Here is a 21310-nt window from a genome sequence, read left to right as displayed (position 1 = left end):
GGCGTCCCGCCGGCTCCCAGCGCCGCTGGCCTTGGGCGCGCGCAGCCAGCTTGCTGGCAGGTGTCGTGCTGCTGGCCGATGCGCTGGCGCTCATGGGCCAAGGCTTCTTCATGCTCGGCGTGACCTTGCCGGGCGTGCTGGGCCTGGCGCTGTGTGCACTGGCGCTGTCGTGGCACCGCGTGCAGGCATGGCTGTCCGGCAGGCGCTGGGGTCGGCTGGCGTGGCGCGCAGGCTGGCTGCTGATGGCCGTGTGGGTCATCAGCGTGGCGGTGTTCTGGGCCTGGCTCGCGCAGCAGGTGCGCCAGTTCGAGGGCGCTGCCCATGCTGCGCCCTTGAAGGCGATCGTGGTACTGGGCAGCGGCACACCCCGTGCACAGCCGTCGCCCGCGCTGCGCGCGCGCCTGGACAAGGCGCGCGAACTGGCGACCCTGCATCCGCAGGCCTGGCTGGTGGTGTCCGGGGGCGTGGACTTTGGCGAGACCCTGAGTGAAGGTCAGGTCATGGGCAACTACCTGCGCGAGCAGGGCATGGCGCCGGGCCGCATCCTGCAAGAAGAGCGCAGCACCAGCACCGAGCTGAACCTGCAGTACAGCCTGCCGCTGATGCAGGCGCAGGGCGTGGGCCTGGACTCGGCCCTGGCCGTGGTGACCAGCGACTTCCACACCGTGCGCGCCCAGCGCATCGCCCGCAAGATGGGCTTCACGCAGGCCATTCCGGTGGCTGCACCCACACCGCTCTACATCCGCTACAACGCCTGGCTGCGCGAGTATTTCGCCATGGCCAGCAGCTGGTTGCTGCGCGAGGTGTGACACGTTTTCACAAGATTGCAAAGAGGTAGACCGGCCCATGACCATTTCCACACGCCCCTTCAAAGTGCTGGGCATCCAGCAAGTCGCCATCGGCGGTACCGACAAGCAGCGCATGAAAACCCTGTGGGTGGACATGCTCGGCCTGGAACAGACCGGCACCTTCCAGAGCGAACGCGAGAACGTCGACGAAGACATCCTGGCGATGGGGCAGGGGCCCTGGAAGGTGGAGGTGGACATCATGCAGCCGCTGGACATCGACAAGAAGCCGGCAGTGCACACCACGCCGCTCAACCACATCGGCCTGTGGATCGACGACCTGCCCCAGGCGGTGGAGTGGCTCACCGCCCAGGGCGTGCGGTTTGCGCCGGGCGGAATTCGCAAGGGGGCGGCGGGCTACGACATCACCTTTTTGCACCCCAAGAGCAATGACGAGTTTCCGATTGCGGGCGAGGGTGTGCTCATCGAACTGGTGCAGGCACCCGCCGACGTGATCGCGGCCCTGGGCTGAACCATCCATGCAACCCATGGCGGTCAGATGCCCACCGCGATGGCGGCTGCCTGTGGGTACCACCCGCGCCTTGGGCAGCCTGCGAAAGGTGAAAAACCTCCCCGGCCTGGTCGCCATTGCGCTGGCCGCGGCTGTTGCCAGCGCATCCGGTCTGGCGGTGGCTGCGGGCGGCTCGGGCACTTATCCGTTGGAATGGGCACACTCGGGCGAGGTGCTGGAGTACCGGTCTTGCGGCTGCGCGGACAGCTGCTGGGTCGCCCGTGTGAAGAACGTCAGGACGCAGCAGACACTGGCGCAACTGCGGTGCGACTGCGAGAAAGCCTATGCGGTGGTGGGCGCCAGGGGGCGCGAACAGCTCTACGCCCCGAGCTGCAGTGCGTTTGAGGGCGACAACGACAAACCCCAGGCCATCCGCCAAGCATTGGAAGAGTTGGTGCGGCGCTGAGGCCGCAGTCCGGATGGGTGCGCTATGGACGGCGCACTCCGAGGGGCGTTCACTGTGCCGGTTTTGCGCGGCGCACGCAGTTACTTGGAAAGATCCTGCATTTTCTTTTCGTCCAGATGCTTGCCGAGACTTTCAAAACCGCGCGCCACTGCGGGATTGGTCATCATTGATCGCATCGCCACTTGCCCCAGCACCTGAAAACTCTGCTGCAGCGCTATGTTCCCTTCGTTTTTGAGGGCCTCCTTCGTCTGCTGGCGGCAGGTGACGGTGAGCAGTCTTTCCAGCAGCTTCGCCGCGTCCTGGTTCATGGCATCGCGCTGAGCTGACGTCACCGAGGCAATGGTCGCCAAATCCGGGTGCAGCGCAGTCGTTGCAAAGATCCAGCGTACGAGCAAGGTGCGATCGGCATCGGTGGTGGAGGAGACAAGGCACTTGGCCATGTCGTCCGAGTAGATGCCCGCTTGGGACGGGAGGGCCGCAGCGAACAGCGCGAGGCCCAGGGTGGCAGCACGGATGAATTTCATGGGTTCGATCATAGCCACGGAGCCAGACCCACCGCGCCATCACAACCCAACGGTGAGCCGCCGGCTTGGATGCGATCACTCGGCAACTCCGTTCAATTTCAGCAGGTTCGTGGTCCGTATCCACGGCAGATCGCGTCAGAAGAGCGCACGTTACGCAGCGCCACGCACATCAAAAAATTCCCTGCTTTCAACGCAGCGCAAATGCCGGCGATTTGCAGGCTACAGACGCCAACAGGATCTGTGAATTGGGCGGCGTTAGCGCACTCTCTGGGTTGGCACTTTTTGTGACCACAGGGGAATCATCCGCACCTTTTTCTCCTCCAGAATCCGCTCTCACTCGCAGCCCGATGGCCCGTCGACACCGTGGGCGTCAGGCTTGACCACCTTTTGCAGAAAAACCCGGGGTCACCCATGTGCCACATGGTGTTCTGCAGACGTCTCGAAAGGAAACCACTCGATGTCTACCCTTGCCGCTACGCCGAAGTCGTCCTCGCACACCACGGTGCAGGTGCACCGTCGCACCCCGCCAGCCGCTCAGAAGGGCGCCTGGTCGCTCGAAGCCATCCAGGCGCTGCTCGACAAGCCGCTGATGGACCTGCTGTTCGAAGCGCAGACCGTGCACCGGCAGCATTGGCCCGCAGGCGATATCGAACTGGCCACGCTGCTGTCGGTCAAGACCGGCGGCTGCCCCGAAAACTGCGGCTATTGCCCGCAGGCGGCCGAGTTCGACACCGGCGTGAAGGCGCAAAAGCTCATGGAGGTGGACGAGGTGGTGCGCGCCGCCCAGGCTGCCAAGGATGCGGGCGCCACCCGTTTTTGCATGGGAGCGGCCTGGCGAGCGCCCAAGGACCGTGACATCGAGAAGATGAGCGAGCTGATCACGGCCGTGAAGGACCTGGGCCTGCAGACCTGCGCCACGCTGGGCATGCTGGAAGCCCACCAGGCGCACGCCCTGAAGGATGCCGGGCTCGACTACTACAACCACAACCTGGACACCGCACCCGAGTACTACACCGATGTCGTCAGCACCCGCGCCTACCAGGACCGGTTGGACACCCTGCAACACGTGCGCGGCGCCGGCATCAGCGTGTGCTGCGGCGGCATTGTGGGGATGGGTGAAGCGCCCGTGCACCGTGCAGGCCTGATCGCGCAACTGGCCAACCTGAACCCGTACCCCGAGTCCGTGCCCATCAACAGCCTGGTGCGTGTGCCGGGCACGCCGCTGGCAGACAGCGAGCCCATCGACCCGCTGGACTTCGTGCGGATGATCGCCGTGGCGCGCATCACCATGCCCAAGGCGCGCGTGCGCCTGTCGGCGGGCCGCCAGCAGATGGGCGAGGCCGTGCAGGCGCTGTGCTTTCTGGCGGGTGCCAATTCCATCTTCTACGGCGACAAGCTGCTGGTCACCGGCAATCCGGATGTCGATGCCGACGTGCAACTGCTGGCCAAGCTTGGACTCAACGGCCACCGCACCGCTGCGGCGCATGATGGGCATGGCGACCTCGGTCAGTCACATTGCTGATTTTTGCCGGGCCGACGCGAGCGGCCTGCGCGCGTCGCCGAGTCTTGGCCGGCTGCTGCAGGTCGGCTGTTCCTTTATTCCGTCGCCGGGCCCTCGTTGGCCGGGCGCACTCTGGGCGCCTGTGACTTCACCCGCGCACCGGTGTGGCCGTCCAACGCCAGCCGCACGCGCCGGGCCAGGTCTTTCATGCCGTAGGGCTTCTTCAGGATGTCGAACTCGACACCCTCGATGTCGTCCGTCATGTTCCCGTCGCCGGCATACCCTGTGGTGAGCAGGATGGCGATCTGGGGGTGGCGCCTGCGCAGTTCGCGCGCCAGCATGAAGCCGTTCATGCCCCCTGGCATCAACACGTCCGAGAACACCATGTCCGGCCTGGTGTCGCTGCCGGGCTCTCCGATCCACGCCAGCGCAGTGGCGGCATCGGTCTCGATGTGGACGCTGTAGCCCAGGCTCTCCAGCATGGCGCCCGCCAGGTCGGCGACCTCTCGGCGGTCGTCCACCACCAGGATTTTCTCGGAGCCGCCGCGCTCGGACGACTCGTCGTCGCGGCTTTCGCGGTAGCTGGATGCCTGGGTGGTGGCCGGAAAGTACAGCCGTACCGTCGTTCCGATGCCGACTTCTGAATAAAGGTTGACCGTGCCGCCGGACTGCTTGGCAAAGCCATACACCATCGACAACCCAAGGCCCGTGCCCTTGCCTTCGGGCTTGGTGGTGAAGAAGGGGTTGACCACCTGCTTGATGAGCTCGGGCGGGATGCCTTCCCCGGTGTCGGTGATGGTCATCGACACGTAGGCTCCGGGCCGCAGGCCTCCGAACGCGGTCACGTCGGCCCCGGTGACCTGCACATTGGAGGTGGACACGGACACCTGGCCGCCGTGCGGCATCGCATCGCGCGCGTTGGTGATGATGTTGAGGATGGCCAGTTCAAGTTGCGTGGGGTCCACCTGGCAGTTGGCCAGGTCAGGCGCCAGGTCCATCTGCAGCGCGATGCCGCCGTCCACGGTGTCCTCGATCAGGCTGCGGATGTTTTCGGCCGCCGTGTTCAGGTTGATGGGCCGGCCCTCCAGGCGCTGCTTGCGCGCGAAAGCGAGCAGTTGCTGGGTCAACGTCGAGGCTTTCTTGACGGCCGCCGCGGCGCTGTCGGCGCTTGCCAGCACTGCTTCGTCGCCTTTGTGGGTCTTCACACGGCGCTTGAGGATTTCCAGGTGGCCGGAGATCACCTGCAGCAGGTTGTTGAAGTCGTGCGATATGCCCCCCGTCAACTGCCCGAGCGCTTCCATCTTCTGCGCCTGGGCCAAGGCCTGCTCCGCGTCGCGGCGCCGGCTCACGTCCAGTTGCGATGCGAAGAAGTAGACGAGTTCCTTATCCTTGTTGTAGACCGGCGATATGTACAGCGCATTCCAGAAGGAGGTGCCGTCCTTGCGGTAGTTCAGGATTTCCGTGGTGATCTCGGTGCGGTCCGCAATCGCTTGCCGCAGCGATGCCACCGTGGTGCGGTCGGTGCCGGGGCCCTGGAGAAAACGGCAGTTGGAGCCCACGATTTCTTCGCGCGAGTAGCCGCTCATCGACAGGAATGCGCGGTTGGCGAACACGATGGGGTTGTCGGGTTGCCGGGGGTCCGTCACGAGCATGGGCATGCGCGTGGTTTCGATGGCAGTGAAAAAGATGTCGCTGGAGTGGTCAGTGATGGTGTTCACATTCGACCCTATCAGCGACACCTCGGGCGCTGTGGATCCAGTGATGGGCGGCTTTTCTGGTTCGGAGCTCATGCGGTATTGGACCGAAAAAGGAATGGGCGGTTGTGCAGGACAAGTGCTTGAGACACACGATGCTGTGAGGGGGAGGCGGATCACCTGGCGACGGCGATGGTGACAGGAGTTCGGTGTTTTCAAGCGCATTCAGGCGTAGGACAACGCCTCGACATCGCGCGCATTGATTGCAAAAACCGTGCTTGCGCCCGCCGCCTCCTACAATGACTTACAAGGCTGTCAGGCGTGCTGGCTGGCCTGGCATTCATTTCAACGAGAACCCAATGAACAACTTGACGACCCAGATCTTGGATGCGCTGCAGGACAGCAAGCGGGCAGCGATCATTGCGGAGTGGATCCAAGAAGCCAGAACCCACAATGCGAGCCTCCCGCGGTCGGCGGTGGCCGATGCGGAGGAAATAGCCTCCTTGCTGGCCCGTGGTTTGGGCGAGGGTGCGCAGGCCGATTCCTTCAAGGACCCGAAGTGGTCTGCACTGCAACAGTTGCTGGTCAATCTCTCGCGATCGGGGGCAGCGCAGGGGCAAAGCGCTGGCAATACCAGCGTTTTCATCCTGGCGCTGAAGAAGCCGCTGCTGTCAGCCCTGGCGCAAGGCAACGCCAACACCGGGGAGTTGCCAGCGTCGTTCTGGGGCCTTACAACGCTGGTGGACGGCATGGCGCAATTCACCGCCACCACCTTCCAGAGGGCACGCGAGGAAATCATCTCCCGCCAGCAGGAAGAGCTGCTGGAACTCTCCACCCCCGTGGTCAAGCTGTGGGAGGGTGTGCTCGCGGTGCCGATGATCGGCACGCTGGACAGCAACCGCACCCAGGTCGTGATGGAAACGCTGTTGCAGTCCATCGTGGACACCGGCTCGGAGCTGGCCATCATCGACATCACCGGCGTGCCCACCGTGGACACGCTGGTGGCCCAGCATCTGCTCAAGACCGTGACCGCCATCCGCCTCATGGGCGCGGACTGCATCATCAGCGGCATCCGCCCGCAGATCGCTCAGACCATCGTGCACCTGGGCATCGACCTGCAGGGCGTCAGCACCAAGGCCACGCTGGCCGATGCGCTGGCGCTCGCCCTGCAGCGCACGGGCTGGCGCATCGCCCGCCAGGTGGCCTGATCCGGACCCGCACATTTATGGAACGCATACCAATACTGCGCATGGGCTCGACTCTGCTGGTCACCATCCAGGTGGACATGCAGGACCAGACCGCATTGGCGCTGCAGGACGACCTGGCCGAGCGCATCGCCAAGACCGGCGCGAGCGGTGTGATGATCGACATTTCTGCACTGGAAATCGTCGACTCGTTCGTGGGCCGCATGCTGGCCAGCATTTCGGGCATCGCGCGCATCCTCTCGGCCACCACGGTGGTCGTGGGCATGCAGCCGGCGGTGGCGATCACGCTGGTGGAGCTGGGCTTGTCGCTCGATGGCGTGAAGACGGCCCTGAACGTGGAGCGCGGGCTGGCATTGCTCGACCGGGTGCGCAAGGAGGCTGGCTTTGTCAGTTGAACGCTCCGGCACGCTGCCCCTGGAGTCGGAGCAACACATCGTGGCCAGCCGCCAGACCGTGCGCTCGCTCTGCCAGTTGCTCAAGTTCTCCCTTGTCGAGCAGACCAAGATGATCACCGCGGCGAGCGAGCTGTCTCGCAACACGCTGATCCATGGCGGTGGTGGACGCATGCGCTGGGAGGTGCTCGAAGCGGGCGCCAAGACAGGCCTTGCGCTGCACTTCGAGGATGAAGGCCCCGGCATTGCCGACATGAAGCTGGCCATGACGGACGGCTGGACATCTGGCGGCGGCATGGGCCTGGGCCTGCCGGGCAGCAAACGGCTTGTCAGCGATTTCCTGGTGGACTCGGCCCCTGGCCAAGGCACACGCGTGAGCATTACCAAGTGGAAGTGAGCCGCGGGTGGAGCCACCGCCCCTTTCCCATGACCGATGGCAGCTGCGTCGGCGAGGCACGGCGCTTTTGCGCGCGTACGGTGCAGGATTGGGGCTGGAGCGAGATCGACGCGGGGCGCCTGTCCATCGTGGTCACGGAGCTGGGGACCAACCTGGTCCGGCATGCGAAAGAGGGCCAGTTGTGGATTGCCTTGCTGCCGACCGGGCACGAGGTGGAAGTGATCGCGCTGGACAAGGGCCCCGGGATGGCGGACGTGCAGCGCTCCAGCCAGGACGGCGTGTCCACCGGCGTGGGGTCGCCAGGCACGGGCCTGGGTGCCATACGCCGGTTGGCCAGCGATTTCGACATCCACTCCACCGCGCAAGGCACGGCCTGCCTGGTGCGCGTGCGCACATCGGGGTCGCCAGCAGTGGCACAACGCCGCTGGGGCGCCATCAGCATTGCTGCGCCGGGCGAGACGGTATGTGGTGACGGCTGGGCTGTTGCGGTGGACGGCGACAAGCTGGCCGCCGTGGTGGCAGACGGCCTCGGCCATGGGCCGCATGCGGCGCAGGCCTCCGATGCTGCGCTGGACGTTTTCGCCGAAGCGCCATTTGCGTCGCTGGAAACCCTGGTGCAGGATGCACACGCCGGCCTGCAGACGACGCGCGGTGCGGCACTGTTCGTCATGCGGATGGAGGCGCAGCGGCTGCAGTACACCGGTGCAGGCAACGTGATAGGGCGTGTGCTCTCTGGCGTGTTCGACCGGTCCATGCTCACCCAGCACGGCACCGTGGGCGTGCAACTGCGCAAGACCGAGGTGGCGACGCAGGAGATGCCGGAACATGCATTGGCGGTGTTGCACAGCGACGGTATTGCCTCGCGGTGGAGGTCCGATGAAGTGGTGCCGCTGCTGCAACGCGACCCCACGCTGATCGCCGCCTCGCTGCTGTGGCGGCAGGCTAGGGGTCGTGATGACGCCACCGTGCTGGTGGTGAAACAGGGGAATGCGCTTGACTGAAGAATTGACAATGCGGCTGGAGCAAAGCCAGGCCGAAGTGCTGGCCTTGCAGGGCGAAATTCAGGCCCTGCGGGAAGAGCTGGAAGAGACCAACCGTGGCGTGGTGGCGCTGTATGCAGAACTTGACGAGCAGGCCGATCAGTTGCGGCATGCCACCCAGCTCAAGAGCCGGTTCCTGTCGTACATGAGCCATGAGTTCCGCACGCCCATCGGCGCCACGCTGAGCATCGCTCGCCTGCTGCTCGACCATGTGGACGGGCCGCTCACTGCGGAGCAGGAGCGCCAGGTGCGGTTCATCCAGAGCACCTGCGAAGAGTTCTCGACGATGGTGGACGACCTGCTCGACCTGGCCAAGATCGAGGCAGGCCGGCTCGACGTATCGCCCGCATGGTTTGAAATGATGGACCTGTTCGCAGCGCTGCGCGGCATGTTCAAGCCGCTGCTGGACAACGACGAACTTCACCTGGTGTTCGAAGAGCCCATGGGCCTGCCGCGGCTGTTTACCGACGACCGCAAGCTGTCGCAGATCCTGCGCAACTTCGTGTCCAATGCGCTCAAGTTCACGGCGCGTGGCGAAGTGCGGGTGTCTGCCACATTGGAGGGCGGCGGCATGGTGCGCTTTTCGGTCTCCGACACCGGCATCGGCATCGCGCCCGAGCATCTGGAAAGTCTCTTCAGCGATTTCACGCAGGTGAATGCCCCCATTCAGAAGCGGCTGCGCGGCACCGGGCTGGGCCTGGCACTGTCCAAACAGCTGGCGGAGCTGCTGGGCGGCCATGTCAGCGTGCACAGCGTGGTTGGGGAGGGGTCGGTTTTTTCGGTCATCGTTCCTGTCCAGATGCCCTCTGGCAAGGACGGCACCACGAGCTAGAGCATGCCCACATCCGCCATGATTTCGCCGACCATCGACCGCAGCCTGCACACGGTGCTGGTGGTCGACGACAACCCGGTCACCCGGTATGCGACGGCGCGGGTGATCCGTGCCGCGGGGTTCCACACCGAAGAAGCGGACACCGGGTCAGCGGCGATCCTGGCTGCGCAGCGCGATGTTTCGGCTGTCGTGCTGGATGTGCACCTGCCGGACATGGACGGGTTTGAAGTCTGCCGGGTCTTGCGCGCTGGTGCAAAGACCGAGCTCACGCCCATCATCCACCTGTCTGCCACGTATGTGCAAAGCGAGCACAAGGTGGCCGGTCTCAATGCCGGTGCCGATGCGTACATGGTGCACCCGGCCGAGCCCGCGCTCATGGTGGCCACGCTGCAGGCGCTGATCCGTGCGCGCACCGCGGAAGAAAAACTGCGGCGCAGCGAAACACGGTTTCGTGCCATCTACGACCAGGCGCCGGTGGCCATGATGCTCATCGACGCCTTCGGGCGTTTTGCCGACCTGAATCCGGCAGCCGAGGCGCTGCTGCAGCGCCCCCGCAGCGATCTCATCGGCCAGGTGGTGACATCGCTTGCGCCTTCGGCATGGCAGGCTTTCGTTCAAAGCTGCATGGAGTCTGGTTCCGCGGTGGACTGGAAGGGCGAGTTCCCGCTCATCCGGGGCGACGGCAAGGAAGTGCTGCTCGACTGGAGCATGTCCGACCACGTGGAGCCGGGTTTGCGCATCGGCATCGCCACCGACCTGTCCGAGCGCATGGATTTCGAGCGCCGGCGCGAGGAACTGCTGGAGCGCGAGCAGGCAGCCCGGGTACTCGCCGAGCGCCACAGCCGCACGAAGGACGATTTCGTGGCGGTGCTGTCGCATGAGCTGCGCACCCCGCTCACCCTCATCACCGGCTGGGTGCACATGCTCAAGCGCCCCAACACCAAGCCGGAGATGCTGGCACGCGGCATCGACGCGATCGAGCGGGGCGCCAAGGCGCAGGGGCGGATCATCTCGGACATCCTCGATGTCTCGCGCATAGCGTCTGGCAAGCTGCGCCTTCACCGCGAATGGGCCAACCCCGCAGAGCTGGTGCGCGTGTCCATCGACGCCCTGCGCGACGCGGCCCAGGCCCGGCAGATCAAACTGGAGGTGATCTGCGCCGACATGCAGGATCCTGTGTGGCTCGACGTCACGCGTTTCCAGCAGATCGTGTGGAACCTCGTGACCAACGCCATCAAGTTCTCCGAGCAAGGCGGCCTGGTCGAGGTGCGCCTGCACAGAACGGGGGACGAACTGACCCTGGTGGTGCAGGACCACGGCGCAGGCATTGATGCCGCCTTCGTGCCTTATCTCTTCCAGCGGTTCACGCAGAGCGGAGCGCCAGGCAACCGGGCCCACGGCGGCCTGGGCCTGGGCCTGTCCATCGTCAAGCACCTGGTAGACCTGCACGGCGGCACCATCTCCGCCGCCAGCCAGGGGCCGGGCCACGGGACGGCCATGACCGCGCGGCTGATGGTGGCGTACGAGGAGTCCCAGGCGGCATCCGAAGACGGCCATGGCGCACTGCCCATGCACGAATCCCGCATCTTGCAAGGCAAGGACGTCCTGGTGGTGGACGACAACGCCGATACCAGTGAGATGCTGAGCATCGTGCTGTCGGACGAAGGGGCCAGGGTGCGGGTGGCCGACAGCTACGAGGCTGCGATCGCCCAGTTCGAGCAGGCATGGCCCGACCTGTTCGTGAGCGACATTGGCCTGCCGGGCCGTGATGGGTACGAGCTCATTGCCAAGGTCCGGGAGCTGGAAGCGTCCGCCGGCCGGCCACGCCTGCGGTCCATCGCGCTCACGGCCTTTGCGCGGCCCCAGGACCGCGACCGGGCGCTGGCCGCAGGCTTCGACCTGCACTTGGGCAAACCACTGCAACCACACCTGCTCTTGCAGGCCTTGTCATCGCCCGCTTAGCGGTTGCACCGGCGCCGACTCAGCAAAATCTCTGCGGCAGCCGCTGATCCCGTTGCGCTGGTCCACGCGGAAAAGGGCTGCCAGAACATTCATGCAGCGGATTTCCTCCACCGAGAGCACTGCGCAGTGCTGCCCGCGGGAGGCAGGCAGTGTCTTGCGCAGAACGTACAGACCAGCATCACGATCACCGCTGCGGCTGTGCCTGCGGCAGGGCATTGAGCGGGATGCGCAGATAAGCGACCCCATTGTCTTCCGCCGGAGGCAGCAGGCCGGCCCGGATATTGACCTGCATGGACGGCAGGATGAGCGCAGGCACGTCCAGAGTGGCGTCGCGGGCGGTTCGCAAGGCCACGAATTCATCTTCGCTGATGCCATCGCGCACGTGGATGTTCGTGGCGCGCTGCTGCGCCACCGTGGTTTCCCATGCGGCCTCGCGTCCCTCTGGCGGATAGTCGTGGCAGACGAATACCCGGGTGTCGGGCGGCAGCCTCAGCAGGCGCTGAACAGACCGGTACAGCGTGCGCGCATCGCCTCCGGGAAAGTCTGCCCGCGCTGTACCGATGTCGGGCATGAACAGCGTGTCGCCCGTGAAAACCGCGCCGTCGATGGCGTACGCCAAATCCGCAGGCGTGTGGCCCGGCACCAGCAGGGCAGTGGCTTGAATCTGCCCGACATGAAAGACCTCGCCATCCGTGAACAGATGGTCGAACTGTGTGCCGTCGGGCAGGAATGAAGGCCCCAGGTTGTAGAGCTTCTTGAACGTGGACTGCACCTCGCGAATCCGCTCTCCGATGCCGATCTTGCCGCCCACCTGCTGCTGGATGTACCGCGCGCCGGAAAGGTGGTCGGCGTGGGCATGCGTTTCCAGAATCCAATCGACGGTGATGGCGTTCGCCTGCAGATGGTCGAGCAGGGCGTCGGCCGACTTTGTGCCTGTGCGGCCCGACTTGAAGTCGAAGTCCAGCACGGGATCAATGACGGCAGCGCGCCGGCTCGCCACGTCCGTTAACACGTACGAGACGGTGCCAGTCTCATTGTCGAAGAAGGCCTGGATGGAGATGCGGCTCATGCGGGATCCGTTTCAATATGTTGACATTGATTATATAATTCAATATATTGTTTGCAAGTTGAAAAATCAAGCGCATGGCACACAAGTCTTTGACCCTGGACCCCGAGGCATTGCGAAGTGCTGCTGGCCAGGCGGTCGCAACCCTCAAGGTCCTGGCCAATGAGGATCGGCTGCTTTTGCTGTGTCAGCTCTCCCAAGGCGAGATGTGCGTGAGCGAACTGGAGGAAGCCCTGGGCATCCGCCAGCCCACGTTGTCACAGCAACTGGGCGTGCTGCGCACCGAAGGCGTGGTCAACACGCGCCGCCAGGGCAAGAACATCTACTACAGCGTGGCCGACGCTGCGCTCCTTGAAATCCTGGCGGTGCTCTATCGCCTTTACTGCCCGAAAGACTGACCCATGACCATCGACTGGAATGCGTTCACCCCCTGGTCGTCGCTGGCGGGCGGTGTGCTGATCGGCATCGCCGCTGGCATCCTGGTGCTGCTGAATGGGCGCGTAGCCGGCATCAGCGGAATCCTGGGGGGCTTGCTTCAGCCCGTCAAAGGGGAGGTCGCCTGGCGCGCGGCTTTTGTCGCAGGCTTGCTCGTGGCGCCACTGATGTATACCTTGTGCCTGGACTTGCCCCAGCCCCAGATCGATGTGGGGACTGGCGCACTGGTGATGGCCGGCATTCTGGTGGGGGTGGGTACGCGCTACGGCTCTGGCTGCACCAGCGGCCACGGCGTGTGCGGGCTCTCCCGCCTGTCGCTGCGGTCGCTGGCCGCCACCGCAATCTTCATGGGCGCGGGGTTCGCGACCGTGTTCGTTGCCCGGCACATCGTCGGGACCTGAGGCATTCAGATGAAACTGTTCACCACTTTCGTGGCTGGCCTGGTGTTTGGCATCGGATTGATCGTCTCCGGCATGGCCGATCCGGCCAAGGTGCTTGGCTTTCTGGATCTGGCCGGCCGCTGGGACCCGTCGCTCGCGTTGGTGATGGCCGGGGCCATCAGTATCGGCCTCGTGGCCTTCTCCGTCGCCAAACGCCGCAGGGAGTCCTTCCTGGGTGCACAGATGAAGTTGCCTCAGACTCGCAGCATTGATCGCCGCCTGATCGGCGGAAGCCTGCTGTTTGGCGTGGGCTGGGGCGTTGCAGGGTTTTGCCCAGGGCCGGCGATGGTGGCGGTGGGAATGGGGCAGGCCAAGGCCATCATCTTTGCGATCGCGATGCTGGCGGGCATGGGCATCTTTGAACTGCTGGAGCGATGGAAAGCCTCGCGGGGGGAAGGTGCAGGCTAGGGGCGGGCGCCTGCTGAGCGATGCGGGAGCCGCGCCGTCGTCACCGTCATCGTCATCGTCTTTTCAGCGCCCGCAAGACCACCGAAGTCCACGCGTTCACACAGCCTGTATCGCGCGCTGTGCGCTGTGGCGGCTCAGCGCTTGCTGCCGCTGTAGCGCAACGTACCGAGCGCCATCGCAAAGCCGGGCTCGGCAGCCCGGGCGTTTTCGTCGGCCACCTGGGTCATGATGATGACGGTGGTTCCGCCCAGCGTCGCCTTGAAGAAACGCGCCTCGTGGGGCAGGTCCTGGCCAAGCAGGCTGACCACGAAGCGTTGGGACACACCCTTGGTGTCCTTGCCGCCCACTGGGCGGGCAATGGGTGCGGTGGTCGCAGGGCCCATTTTTACCTTCTGGGCGGTATTGGCCCGCGCCGCATCCTCGCGATTGCGGGCTGCAGTCGCTGCAAATTTCTCGATGTCCTGGCCGGCCAGCAGTGGGCTGAACATCAAGGTCACGACGGCTTCGTCGGGCCCCTCGATGTCGATGCTGCGCAAGCGGGTTTCATCCTGCGCGACCACGTCCTCGGTGACCTTCCATCCCTCGGGGTGCTCGAAGCTCACCCCATCCTTGCTGTAGCTGATGGCCGGTGCTGCGTGGACGGGCGCCAAGGCTGCGAGCCAAAGCAGCGCGAGGATGGTGAGAAAGGGGGCGAAGTAGGCGGTGGCGCGGCGGGGCAGGTGGATGGAGAACATGGTCGAAACAGCGAACGGCAAATCGCGATTGTCGACGAACAGCAGGCTTCGCAGCCTCAAGTTGAAGGAGGGCGCAAGCTACCTCTTCTGACAGTTTCTACGGCGTGCGCTGCTGGGTTCAATAGCTTTTCGGACCACTTCCGCAAAAGCCAGATGAACTACGACATCCAAATTTTCACACCCGCGCACATCGACCACGGCGACCTGCGAGCGATGTTCCAGCTTCGGTATGCTGTTTTCCACGAAAGGCTCGGTTGGGACGTGAAGGCGCAGGACGGAATGGAGAGAGACCATTTCGATGATCTGCCCGATGTGGCCTACGTTCTGGCCAAACATCCCAACGGGTCGGTGGACGCCTGCTGGAGACTGCTTCCCACGACAGGCTCCTACATGCTCAAGGACAGCTTTCCGGAGCTGCTTCATGGTCAGGCGGCACCTGCGAGTGACGACTGCTGGGAACTGAGCCGGTTCGCGGTAGCGACCGACCGCGTGGGGACTGCGAACGCCACCTTCGGTGAGATGCCGATGGCGTTGATGCGCCAGACCGCCCAGCATGCGATCGAGAACAACATTGCCCGGTACGTGACGGTGACCACCCCCGTCATGGAAAGAATGCTCCGCCACCAAGGGCTGAACGTGCACAGGATGGGTCCTTCCATCCGGATCGGAGTTGCGTCGGCAGTGGCGCTGATGATTGAAATCGATCACATCACACTCTCGGCCATCCAAGCTCAGCGTAGCCACTGAGACCGCGCATCACCCGTTCGCAGGTGCTGGACACTGCGGACTTCCAGTCGATCCGGTCGAGCAGCAGCAGCAGCTCTGCCTCGGTCCGGTCGATTCCCTGGTCAAAAGCATGGTCATTCAACAGCATGAGGTTGGACAGGACGATGCGCGGGTGAGGATGCACGATCGACCCGTCGTCCAGCCGTGTCCAATCCCAGCTCACCACCACCAAAGCGCTGTCACAGCGCGCAATCCACTCTGTGAACCCGCTTCGCGCCATGGCGCAGCTGGTCTCGGTGGAGTGGTGCTCGAGGCCGATGCGATGAATTTCACCCACCGGTATGCGCACATAGTAGTCGTGGTTTGCTCTGCTGACGCCTATCATGGAGTTGTTACCAACTGAGAGGTGGAGTATCCAATGTCGACAGGCGTTTCAATGCCCGGTTCGTTCGACCTGATGTCGAAGATATTTGACGCGTCGACTGATCAAGCGTTTTTTTCGGCCATGGAGACAATTTCTCGCGAGATCGGTTTTGAACGATTCATGGTGGGCACGCAGTGGTTCGACGATAACGGGGCCCCTGTGTACAAGATTGCGAGCGGGTATCCGCCCGGATGGCAACGCCTTTACGCCGAGCGGCAGTATGCCGCGCTCGACCCCACCGTACACCATTGCCGGACGTCCACAGACGCGATTGTGTGGTCCGAAGACTTTTTTGCCCAGTCCGGGACGCTTCACTTCTTCGAAGAAGCTCGCTCGCACGGCCTGGGCTTCGGACTCAGTGTGCCTGTGCACGAGGCGCGGGGTGTCAAAACCATGGTCAGCCTGGCCCGCGACCAGCCCATTTCTGACCCTCGGGAGCAGCAACAACTGCTGGCGGCGGGAAAGGTGCTTGCCAGTTGCGCTCATTTTGCGCACAGAGGGTTGATCGCCACGGAGGCAGCACTCGCAGGCAGACCCCCCATGTCGGCGCAGGAGTCCCAGTGCCTCAGCTGGGTCGCCCTGGGCAAGACATCCGCCGAGATCGGGCAGATCATGTCCATCGCAGAGCCCACCGTGGTGTTTCACATCAAGAATGTCATGGAGAAGCTGGACGTGAAAAACCGCTCCCAGGCAATAGCGGTTGCATTCCGCCTGGGGTTGTTGACGTAGGTGGGTCGTGAGCGGCGACATCGCGGCAACTCTACGCACGCGGCGCCGCAGTGCCACCATCAGGAATGAGAGGGCTATCATTTCTACTAGCCATACCGTTGCCAATTAGCATCGAAGCGACTGCTTACGGTTTGACAAGCGACCGCCCTGCGTAGCTGTAGCACAGCGGTGGACGTGTGAATGAGCGCGGTGGTGGTGGCTTGGGCCTTGTGAGGTCGGCCGATTGAATCGCGTCGGTCTGCGCTTTTCCCTGGGATCGAAAACTCTCACCCGAGCCCGCCTGCCGGAGCTGGTGATGACTATGGGCCACGTCATCGGACTGCGGGAAACGCAAGCCGCAGTGCATGCCCCCCAAATGGGCCGCGATCTGCAACTGACGGCGTGTTTGGTGTTGCGAAGCGCCTAGCGCCTCAGTCCTTGAAAGGCAGCATGCGTGTGAGGACGTCGTCCCGCCGCCCCATGTGGTGGATCAGTGCCGCCGCCACATGCAGCGCCACCACTACCCAGGCCACGAATTTGCCGAGAAAGTGATGCACCGCATCAACCGGCGCCTCGAACGTGTCCCAGTCCACACCAAAGGTTTGGCTGATCCAGCTGAACAGTTGCGTCTCGTTGAAGCCTGGCACCGCAAACAGGCCCATGTCGGTGGGAGCGCCGGTGCCGATGTAGCCGGTCAAGGGCATGGCGATCAGCAGGGCATACAGGCCGGCGTGCGCTGTGTGGGCCAGCACATGCTCCACGGCTGTCCCTGGAGGCTGCTGTGGCTGCACGTTCCACAGGCGCCACAGCAAGCGCGGCAGCGTGACAAATCCCACCAACAGGCCCAGTGCCCAATGGACGTTGAGCACCGGCAGTGCTTCGGGGGTGGTGTCGTCCATGAACCAGATTACGTAATAGACGACGAGGTAGGCACCGATGAATGCGGCTGCGCTGGTCCAATGAAAAAGCTTGGCAAGCGCGCCGAAGCGGGCGGCGGAGTTATGCCACTGCATATGGATATATGGATGATTCCCGGCTGATCAAGAGAAACAGGAGAAGGGGAGGCGGTTCGCGGCCCAGTCAGGCAAGCAATCCGCTGAGCAGGCGGTCCAGGCCGGCGAGCGCCTGGGCCAGGCGCTCGGGCTGATCGCCATCCGGTTCAGCGATCCAGAACGATGCCTCGGTGACAACGCCGTAGAGCATGCGGGCCATCGCACCGGCGTGGAGTGGCCTGATCGTTTGCTCGTCAACCATCCGCTGCAGGGCTGCCTGCAACGCGGAGATTCCCACGGACTGCGCGGCTTGCGGCACGTCCCCGAACACCGCGCGCGCATCCTGCAGGATGACCCGGCGGATCTCCGGCTCCAGCGCCAGCTCCAGGTAGGTGCGGCACCGGCTGCGAAAGCCCTCCCACAGATTGGGCGCTGCCGCAGACACAGCGTCCAGACGCAGGCCGACCTCGGCTTCGATCTGCTCGATGACCGCGACGAGCAGACCCTGCTTGCTGCCAAAGTGGTGGTAGAGCGCGCCACGCGTCAGGCCGGCCTCGCTGGTGAAGTCGTCCATCGACGTCTGCGCGTAGCCCTGCTCGGCAAACGCCCGCCGTGCGGTAGCCACCAGTTTGGCCCGGGTCTCTTCGGCCATGTCGGCTCTGGTGCGGCGTTGGGGTTTGGGCAATGAATCTCTAGACATACGTGGCGTATGTTATTTCGCATACGTTACGTATGTCAAATATCATTGCTGCGAGGGAGCACGTCCCGCCGACATTCACAAAGCCATGCAGGCACTTGCCTGGTCGCATGAGCGTGGCGTTACGCCGTGATGTCTCGATGAACCACTCTCGAGGTCTTCCAGGCCCTGAACCCGTAGGAGGTCGCCCACTGCTGCACGGCTGGGGCACTGCCTGACGCGGTTGAGAATGAGGGCGTCAGCGCCTTTTCCAGTCGAAGGCTGGCACATGAATGCGCTGCTGGAACGACCCATTCCACCGCACTTCGAACCCTGCACGGCGCAGCTCCTCAGCCACCAGTTCGCCAACACGCGGACCTTCGATGTCTTCCTTGCTGGCGTCCAGTGGCCCGAAGGCCAGAAAGAGCCCGCCGCCCTCGATTGCGCGCGCCAAGTCCTGTCCGTGAAAGAAGCAGTAGCCGAAAAAACGGTCCGGATCCGCAGCTTCCTGGTGCTCGCTGATCACGTCGTCATAGCCATCGCTTTGCGTGTAGCCTGCATTCTGTAGCGCGATGATGCCGCGCTGGCCGAGCGCATCAAATGTTGCGTCCAGCCGATCGCAGTCTGTGATTGCAGGCCAACCAATTTTGGACTCCTCGTGCGCTCGAATCGCCGCGTCCAATGCGTGTTCGACCTCGGCGGCGTCGAGTTCGCCAGGTTCATACATCTCTTCGGTCAGGATTTCGATGATGCGATGTCGGTCCTCGAAGCCGCCGCGGATCAGGGCTTGAAGTTCTCGTTGTGCGTCTGGGTCGATGGGCATGGTAGATAACGCGAAGTGAAGGTGCAGGGAAGCAAGCCGCCTGGTGTGCGGACAGTCTGCGGATCACCCGCACACCAGGAACCTGCAACTCCCTCCCGTCAGTGTGGCGAATGATGGCAGACCGCGTGCAGCAAAGAAAGCGCCCCGCGTTTATGTCTGGCATAAGCGCGGGGCCGGTGTCATGCGATGCAGGAGCTGCGGCGACACCATCGTTCGCAATGGGCGCCAGGGTAGCCGTTGTGACGACCCAAGAGCGCAGGGCGTTCGCGCCGCCACAGCCGGTGCTTCTCGGGGGGCACTCCGCCAGTGCAAGCCCTGAGCCAAGCCATGCTGGCAAGCCCAGCGCTTGTCACAGCGTCCTGGTGAGCGTGGCGATCACGCGCGATTTGTCCACATGGCCAAAGACGGCCTTCTTGTTGGCGCCCACCACGGCAGCGCCGAAAAATCGCGCGTATAGAGTTCATCAAGACGCAACCCCAAGTCGTCAATTGGTCGATCAATCGACAACGCCTCCAAGCATTGATGACTTTGAGAATCTGAGGCCCAGTGCCTGGGGGTTAAAAAGCAGTCTCTTGCGCAGATCCTTCATCTGCTGAAAACGTAACTGCAATGTGGATCCAGCGCGTACGCCGGGCGAGAGGGGTGATCCTCAGCGCACCGCGGCTCTGAACTCAGGCCTTCGCTGCTGCCCGGTGCATCTTCTTTCCTGCCTTGACCAGCCCCATCCTCACGACGTCCTCGATCTTCGCAAGCTGCTTGGTACGGGGCTGGGTTTGGCCCTTTTCCCACCTGGAGTACGACAGCGGGCTGACGGCCAACAGCGCTGCCATTTGGAGCTGAGTCGCGCCCAGCGCCTGGCGCATCCGTGCGAGCATCTCGGGCGCAAACTCGAACGTGTCGCTGGCGGCCTGTTTCGGGGCCTTGACAGAATTGGACGGCTCGGCCGCTGCCGCGGCCTGGGTCTGGCGTTGCGCAGCCTTGAGTTGCGAGGTGAGGTTCTTCACATCCCGCTTCAAGGCCGCGATCTCGGAGCGTTGGCTGGTGATCGCCTTGCGCATGCCTTGCAGCTCGGGCTTGAGCTCCTTGCGCGCCATGCGGACGACTTCAGCGCGAAAGGCGTTGGAAAATGTATTCATACGCCAATGGTAGCTTTTGTGGTTGCATGCCGCCCATTCGGCGGATGTCAGCCCATGATCCGATAGGCCAGGATCGAAAACGGACTCAGTTCAAACCTCGCAGGTCCAAGGCTTGTTCGAGGCTCCAGATCCGCTGCAGCAGTTGCGCAGCCCGCTGCCCGCCGATCACCGGAGATGCCAGTTCGATTAACTTGCTCTCCAGTTCTGTGTCGGACAGCGGCAGCTCCGGGTCACCCTTGCGGTTGGGCTGCAAGTGCACCAACTTGTCGCCGCTGCAGGTCGTGATCTCGACGCGTGCGGCGCGTTGCCCAGGGAATGCAGCGTCGATGTCAGGGTCAACACGGGCTTCGATGCGCGTCATGAGATCGCGTGTTTGCTGGTGCTCGAGTTGCTGCGGTTCGTAGGCGGCCAACCGAACACTGCCGCGTGCCAATGCGGTTGCCACCACATATCTCAGGCTGAAACGCGCTTCATTTGCGGTGCTGGGGCGTTCGTAGCATGCGATGTCCAGCGCAGGCTTGTAGGTGTCGATCTGGACGTGCGCAATGTCCTGCACCTGCAGGCTGTGCTGCTCTCTCAGTGCCAGTGCCGCGTCAATGGCCGCGAAAGTATGGCCGCACCCGATGTGATTCTTGAACGTCAGGCGCTTGATGTGGAAATCGCTGCCGAGACCGTCACCGACCTGCGACCAGTCCGGCCCATTGCTCATGGCGCGGCCCAGTCCGGCCTCGCCGTCGAGCACGTCCAGAGATCCTGTCACGCCCTTGGCGGCCAGCTGCGCGGCCAGCAGGCCCGCTTCGGCCGCCCGCCCGGCATGCAGCGGTTTGGACATGGAGTCCATGCGAAACGCCTGTTGGAGGCCCGCGGCAAACGTGGCGGCGGTGGCGAGTGCATGAGCGAAGGGTTGTGCCCCCAGCCCGAGTGCGCCACCAGCGGCAGCCGCGGCGCCAAAGCTGCCGATCGTGCCGGTGTTGTGCCAGAACCGGTAGTGACGGCGGCCCATCACCACGCCGATGCGCGTCGAGACCTCGTAGCCCAGCACCAGCGAGCGCAGAAAAGCCAAGCCACTGGCGTTCACATCCTGGCTGACCGCGAGGGCCGCCGCAATGGTGGCGGCGCCTGGGTGGTACATGGCGTCGCGAAAACTGTCGTCCACTTCGGCGGCGTGTGCCGCCGTACCGTTGTAAAGCGCGGCAGCCCGGGCCGTAGCGCTGCGGCCATTTCCCAGCCGAGCGCGGCCATGGTCCAGGTCGTCGGCCAGCACCTGCTCCAGCTGCGTCAGCGGATCGGCCGCCAATCCTGGAAACAGAGATGCGTACCAATCGATGACAGCCCGCTTGGCGTGGTGGATGACATCGTCGTCGAGGACTGACTGTCGGTATTCTTCGGCGTAGCGGCCGAACACTTCGGTGGCATGCATGGTGATATGTTCT

At 63.9% G+C, this 21310-nt stretch carries 25 protein-coding genes; 15 read left to right on the top strand and 10 right to left on the bottom strand.

From position 1 onward, the window contains the following. Window positions 1-50: 50 nt before the first annotated feature. From ACSQ3D_RS22170 to ACSQ3D_RS22160, 3 genes are all read left to right on the top strand, one after another. Window positions 51-809 (top strand): YdcF family protein, encoded by a 759-nt coding sequence (locus ACSQ3D_RS22170; RefSeq protein ID WP_436128344.1) that lies wholly within the window; start codon window positions 51-53, stop codon window positions 807-809. 37 nt (window positions 810-846) lie between these two features. Further along, on the top strand, window positions 847-1317 hold the full coding sequence (locus ACSQ3D_RS22165) for a VOC family protein (RefSeq protein WP_056412207.1): 471 nt from the start codon (window positions 847-849) through the stop codon (window positions 1315-1317). Window positions 1318-1405: 88 nt separating this feature from the next. After that, window positions 1406-1762, top strand: coding sequence for a hypothetical protein (locus tag ACSQ3D_RS22160; protein ID WP_396504623.1), 357 nt, complete (start codon window positions 1406-1408; stop codon window positions 1760-1762). 80 nt (window positions 1763-1842) lie between these two features. Here ACSQ3D_RS22160 and ACSQ3D_RS22155 read toward each other — a convergent pair whose 3' ends face one another. Next, entirely contained in the window at window positions 1843-2286 is a 444-nt protein-coding gene (locus ACSQ3D_RS22155) for a hypothetical protein (RefSeq protein WP_436128343.1), read from the bottom strand. Window positions 2287-2743: 457 nt separating this feature from the next. On the opposite strand from ACSQ3D_RS22155, the gene bioB reads away from it, so the two are divergent. Beyond that, a complete protein-coding gene (bioB, locus tag ACSQ3D_RS22150; RefSeq protein ID WP_436128342.1) occupies window positions 2744-3808 on the top strand; it encodes a biotin synthase BioB in 1065 nt (354 codons plus the stop codon). A gap of 74 nt (window positions 3809-3882) precedes the next feature. Here the strand turns inward: bioB and ACSQ3D_RS22145 are convergent, their stop codons facing one another. Beyond that, on the bottom strand, window positions 3883-5577 hold the full coding sequence (locus ACSQ3D_RS22145; RefSeq protein WP_436128341.1) for a histidine kinase famiy protein: 1695 nt from the start codon (window positions 5575-5577) through the stop codon (window positions 3883-3885). Window positions 5578-5840: 263 nt separating this feature from the next. On the opposite strand from ACSQ3D_RS22145, the gene ACSQ3D_RS22140 reads away from it, so the two are divergent. Genes ACSQ3D_RS22140 through ACSQ3D_RS22115 form a run of 6 tightly spaced genes read left to right on the top strand, consistent with a single transcriptional unit; the run spans window position 5841 to window position 11309 of the window. Beyond that, entirely contained in the window at window positions 5841-6689 is an 849-nt protein-coding gene (locus ACSQ3D_RS22140; protein WP_436128340.1) for an STAS domain-containing protein, read from the top strand. Window positions 6690-6706: 17 nt separating this feature from the next. Next, a complete protein-coding gene (locus ACSQ3D_RS22135) occupies window positions 6707-7081 on the top strand; it encodes an STAS domain-containing protein (protein ID WP_056412195.1) in 375 nt (124 codons plus the stop codon). Beyond that, window positions 7071-7475: an anti-sigma regulatory factor gene (locus ACSQ3D_RS22130; RefSeq protein ID WP_056412191.1), complete on the top strand. Its 405-nt coding sequence runs from the start codon at window positions 7071-7073 to the stop codon at window positions 7473-7475. The genes ACSQ3D_RS22135 and ACSQ3D_RS22130 overlap by 11 nt, the downstream gene beginning before the upstream one ends. A gap of 29 nt (window positions 7476-7504) precedes the next feature. Continuing rightward, on the top strand, window positions 7505-8476 hold the full coding sequence (locus tag ACSQ3D_RS22125) for an ATP-binding protein (RefSeq protein ID WP_056412189.1): 972 nt from the start codon (window positions 7505-7507) through the stop codon (window positions 8474-8476). Between the two features lie 10 nt (window positions 8477-8486). Beyond that, a complete protein-coding gene (locus tag ACSQ3D_RS22120; protein ID WP_436128405.1) occupies window positions 8487-9347 on the top strand; it encodes a sensor histidine kinase in 861 nt (286 codons plus the stop codon). Window positions 9348-9350: 3 nt separating this feature from the next. After that, window positions 9351-11309, top strand: a complete 1959-nt coding sequence (locus ACSQ3D_RS22115; RefSeq protein WP_056412183.1) for a hybrid sensor histidine kinase/response regulator — start codon at window positions 9351-9353, stop codon at window positions 11307-11309. A gap of 184 nt (window positions 11310-11493) precedes the next feature. On the opposite strand, the gene ACSQ3D_RS22110 is transcribed toward ACSQ3D_RS22115, so the two are convergent. Continuing rightward, window positions 11494-12378, bottom strand: a complete 885-nt coding sequence (locus ACSQ3D_RS22110) for an MBL fold metallo-hydrolase (protein WP_056412181.1) — start codon at window positions 12376-12378, stop codon at window positions 11494-11496. A gap of 74 nt (window positions 12379-12452) precedes the next feature. Here ACSQ3D_RS22110 and ACSQ3D_RS22105 point away from each other — a divergent pair, with 74 nt between their 5' ends. From ACSQ3D_RS22105 to ACSQ3D_RS22095, 3 genes are read left to right on the top strand one after another with little or no spacing between them, the layout of a single operon-like run. Beyond that, window positions 12453-12773 (top strand): ArsR/SmtB family transcription factor, encoded by a 321-nt coding sequence (locus ACSQ3D_RS22105; protein ID WP_056412178.1) that lies wholly within the window; start codon window positions 12453-12455, stop codon window positions 12771-12773. A gap of 3 nt (window positions 12774-12776) precedes the next feature. Next, window positions 12777-13211 (top strand): YeeE/YedE family protein, encoded by a 435-nt coding sequence (locus ACSQ3D_RS22100; protein ID WP_056412175.1) that lies wholly within the window; start codon window positions 12777-12779, stop codon window positions 13209-13211. Window positions 13212-13220: 9 nt separating this feature from the next. Next, complete coding sequence (locus ACSQ3D_RS22095) at window positions 13221-13658, top strand: DUF6691 family protein (protein ID WP_056412172.1); 438 nt, start codon at window positions 13221-13223, stop codon at window positions 13656-13658. Window positions 13659-13792: 134 nt separating this feature from the next. Here the strand turns inward: ACSQ3D_RS22095 and ACSQ3D_RS22090 are convergent, their stop codons facing one another. Next, entirely contained in the window at window positions 13793-14392 is a 600-nt protein-coding gene (locus tag ACSQ3D_RS22090) for a hypothetical protein (protein WP_056412169.1), read from the bottom strand. A gap of 153 nt (window positions 14393-14545) precedes the next feature. On the opposite strand from ACSQ3D_RS22090, the gene ACSQ3D_RS22085 reads away from it, so the two are divergent. Next, window positions 14546-15139 carry an acyl-homoserine-lactone synthase gene (locus ACSQ3D_RS22085; protein WP_056412166.1) on the top strand — a complete coding sequence of 198 codons (594 nt, stop codon included), beginning with the start codon at window positions 14546-14548 and terminating at the stop codon, window positions 15137-15139. On the opposite strand, the gene ACSQ3D_RS22080 is transcribed toward ACSQ3D_RS22085, so the two are convergent. Further along, window positions 15102-15503, bottom strand: a complete 402-nt coding sequence (locus ACSQ3D_RS22080) for a DUF4902 domain-containing protein (RefSeq protein ID WP_056412162.1) — start codon at window positions 15501-15503, stop codon at window positions 15102-15104. The two genes, ACSQ3D_RS22085 and ACSQ3D_RS22080, sit on opposite strands and share 38 nt — an antisense overlap. Window positions 15504-15536: 33 nt before the next feature. Here ACSQ3D_RS22080 and ACSQ3D_RS22075 point away from each other — a divergent pair, with 33 nt between their 5' ends. Further along, window positions 15537-16271, top strand: coding sequence for a LuxR family transcriptional regulator (locus ACSQ3D_RS22075; protein WP_082486142.1), 735 nt, complete (start codon window positions 15537-15539; stop codon window positions 16269-16271). A 410-nt stretch (window positions 16272-16681) separates the two neighbouring features. Here the strand turns inward: ACSQ3D_RS22075 and ACSQ3D_RS22070 are convergent, their stop codons facing one another. The 5 genes from ACSQ3D_RS22070 to ACSQ3D_RS22050 form a co-directional block, all read right to left on the bottom strand. Beyond that, window positions 16682-17263 carry a cytochrome b gene (locus ACSQ3D_RS22070; RefSeq protein WP_436128339.1) on the bottom strand — a complete coding sequence of 194 codons (582 nt, stop codon included), beginning with the start codon at window positions 17261-17263 and terminating at the stop codon, window positions 16682-16684. A 67-nt stretch (window positions 17264-17330) separates the two neighbouring features. Continuing rightward, window positions 17331-17894, bottom strand: a complete 564-nt coding sequence (locus ACSQ3D_RS22065) for a TetR/AcrR family transcriptional regulator (RefSeq protein WP_082486141.1) — start codon at window positions 17892-17894, stop codon at window positions 17331-17333. Between the two features lie 283 nt (window positions 17895-18177). Next, window positions 18178-18741: a DUF6891 domain-containing protein gene (locus ACSQ3D_RS22060; RefSeq protein WP_436128338.1), complete on the bottom strand. Its 564-nt coding sequence runs from the start codon at window positions 18739-18741 to the stop codon at window positions 18178-18180. Window positions 18742-19412: 671 nt separating this feature from the next. Then, window positions 19413-19877 (bottom strand): helix-turn-helix domain-containing protein, encoded by a 465-nt coding sequence (locus tag ACSQ3D_RS22055; RefSeq protein ID WP_436128337.1) that lies wholly within the window; start codon window positions 19875-19877, stop codon window positions 19413-19415. Between the two features lie 85 nt (window positions 19878-19962). After that, window positions 19963-21297 carry an MmgE/PrpD family protein gene (locus ACSQ3D_RS22050; RefSeq protein ID WP_436128336.1) on the bottom strand — a complete coding sequence of 445 codons (1335 nt, stop codon included), beginning with the start codon at window positions 21295-21297 and terminating at the stop codon, window positions 19963-19965. Window positions 21298-21310: the final 13 nt, after the last annotated feature.

This window comes from Acidovorax sp. LjRoot117, assembly GCF_964252695.1.
Classification (GTDB): domain Bacteria; phylum Pseudomonadota; class Gammaproteobacteria; order Burkholderiales; family Burkholderiaceae_C; genus Acidovorax.
Note: the sequence above shows the minus strand (reverse complement) of the source record. Positions and strands in the feature narration are given on the sequence as shown.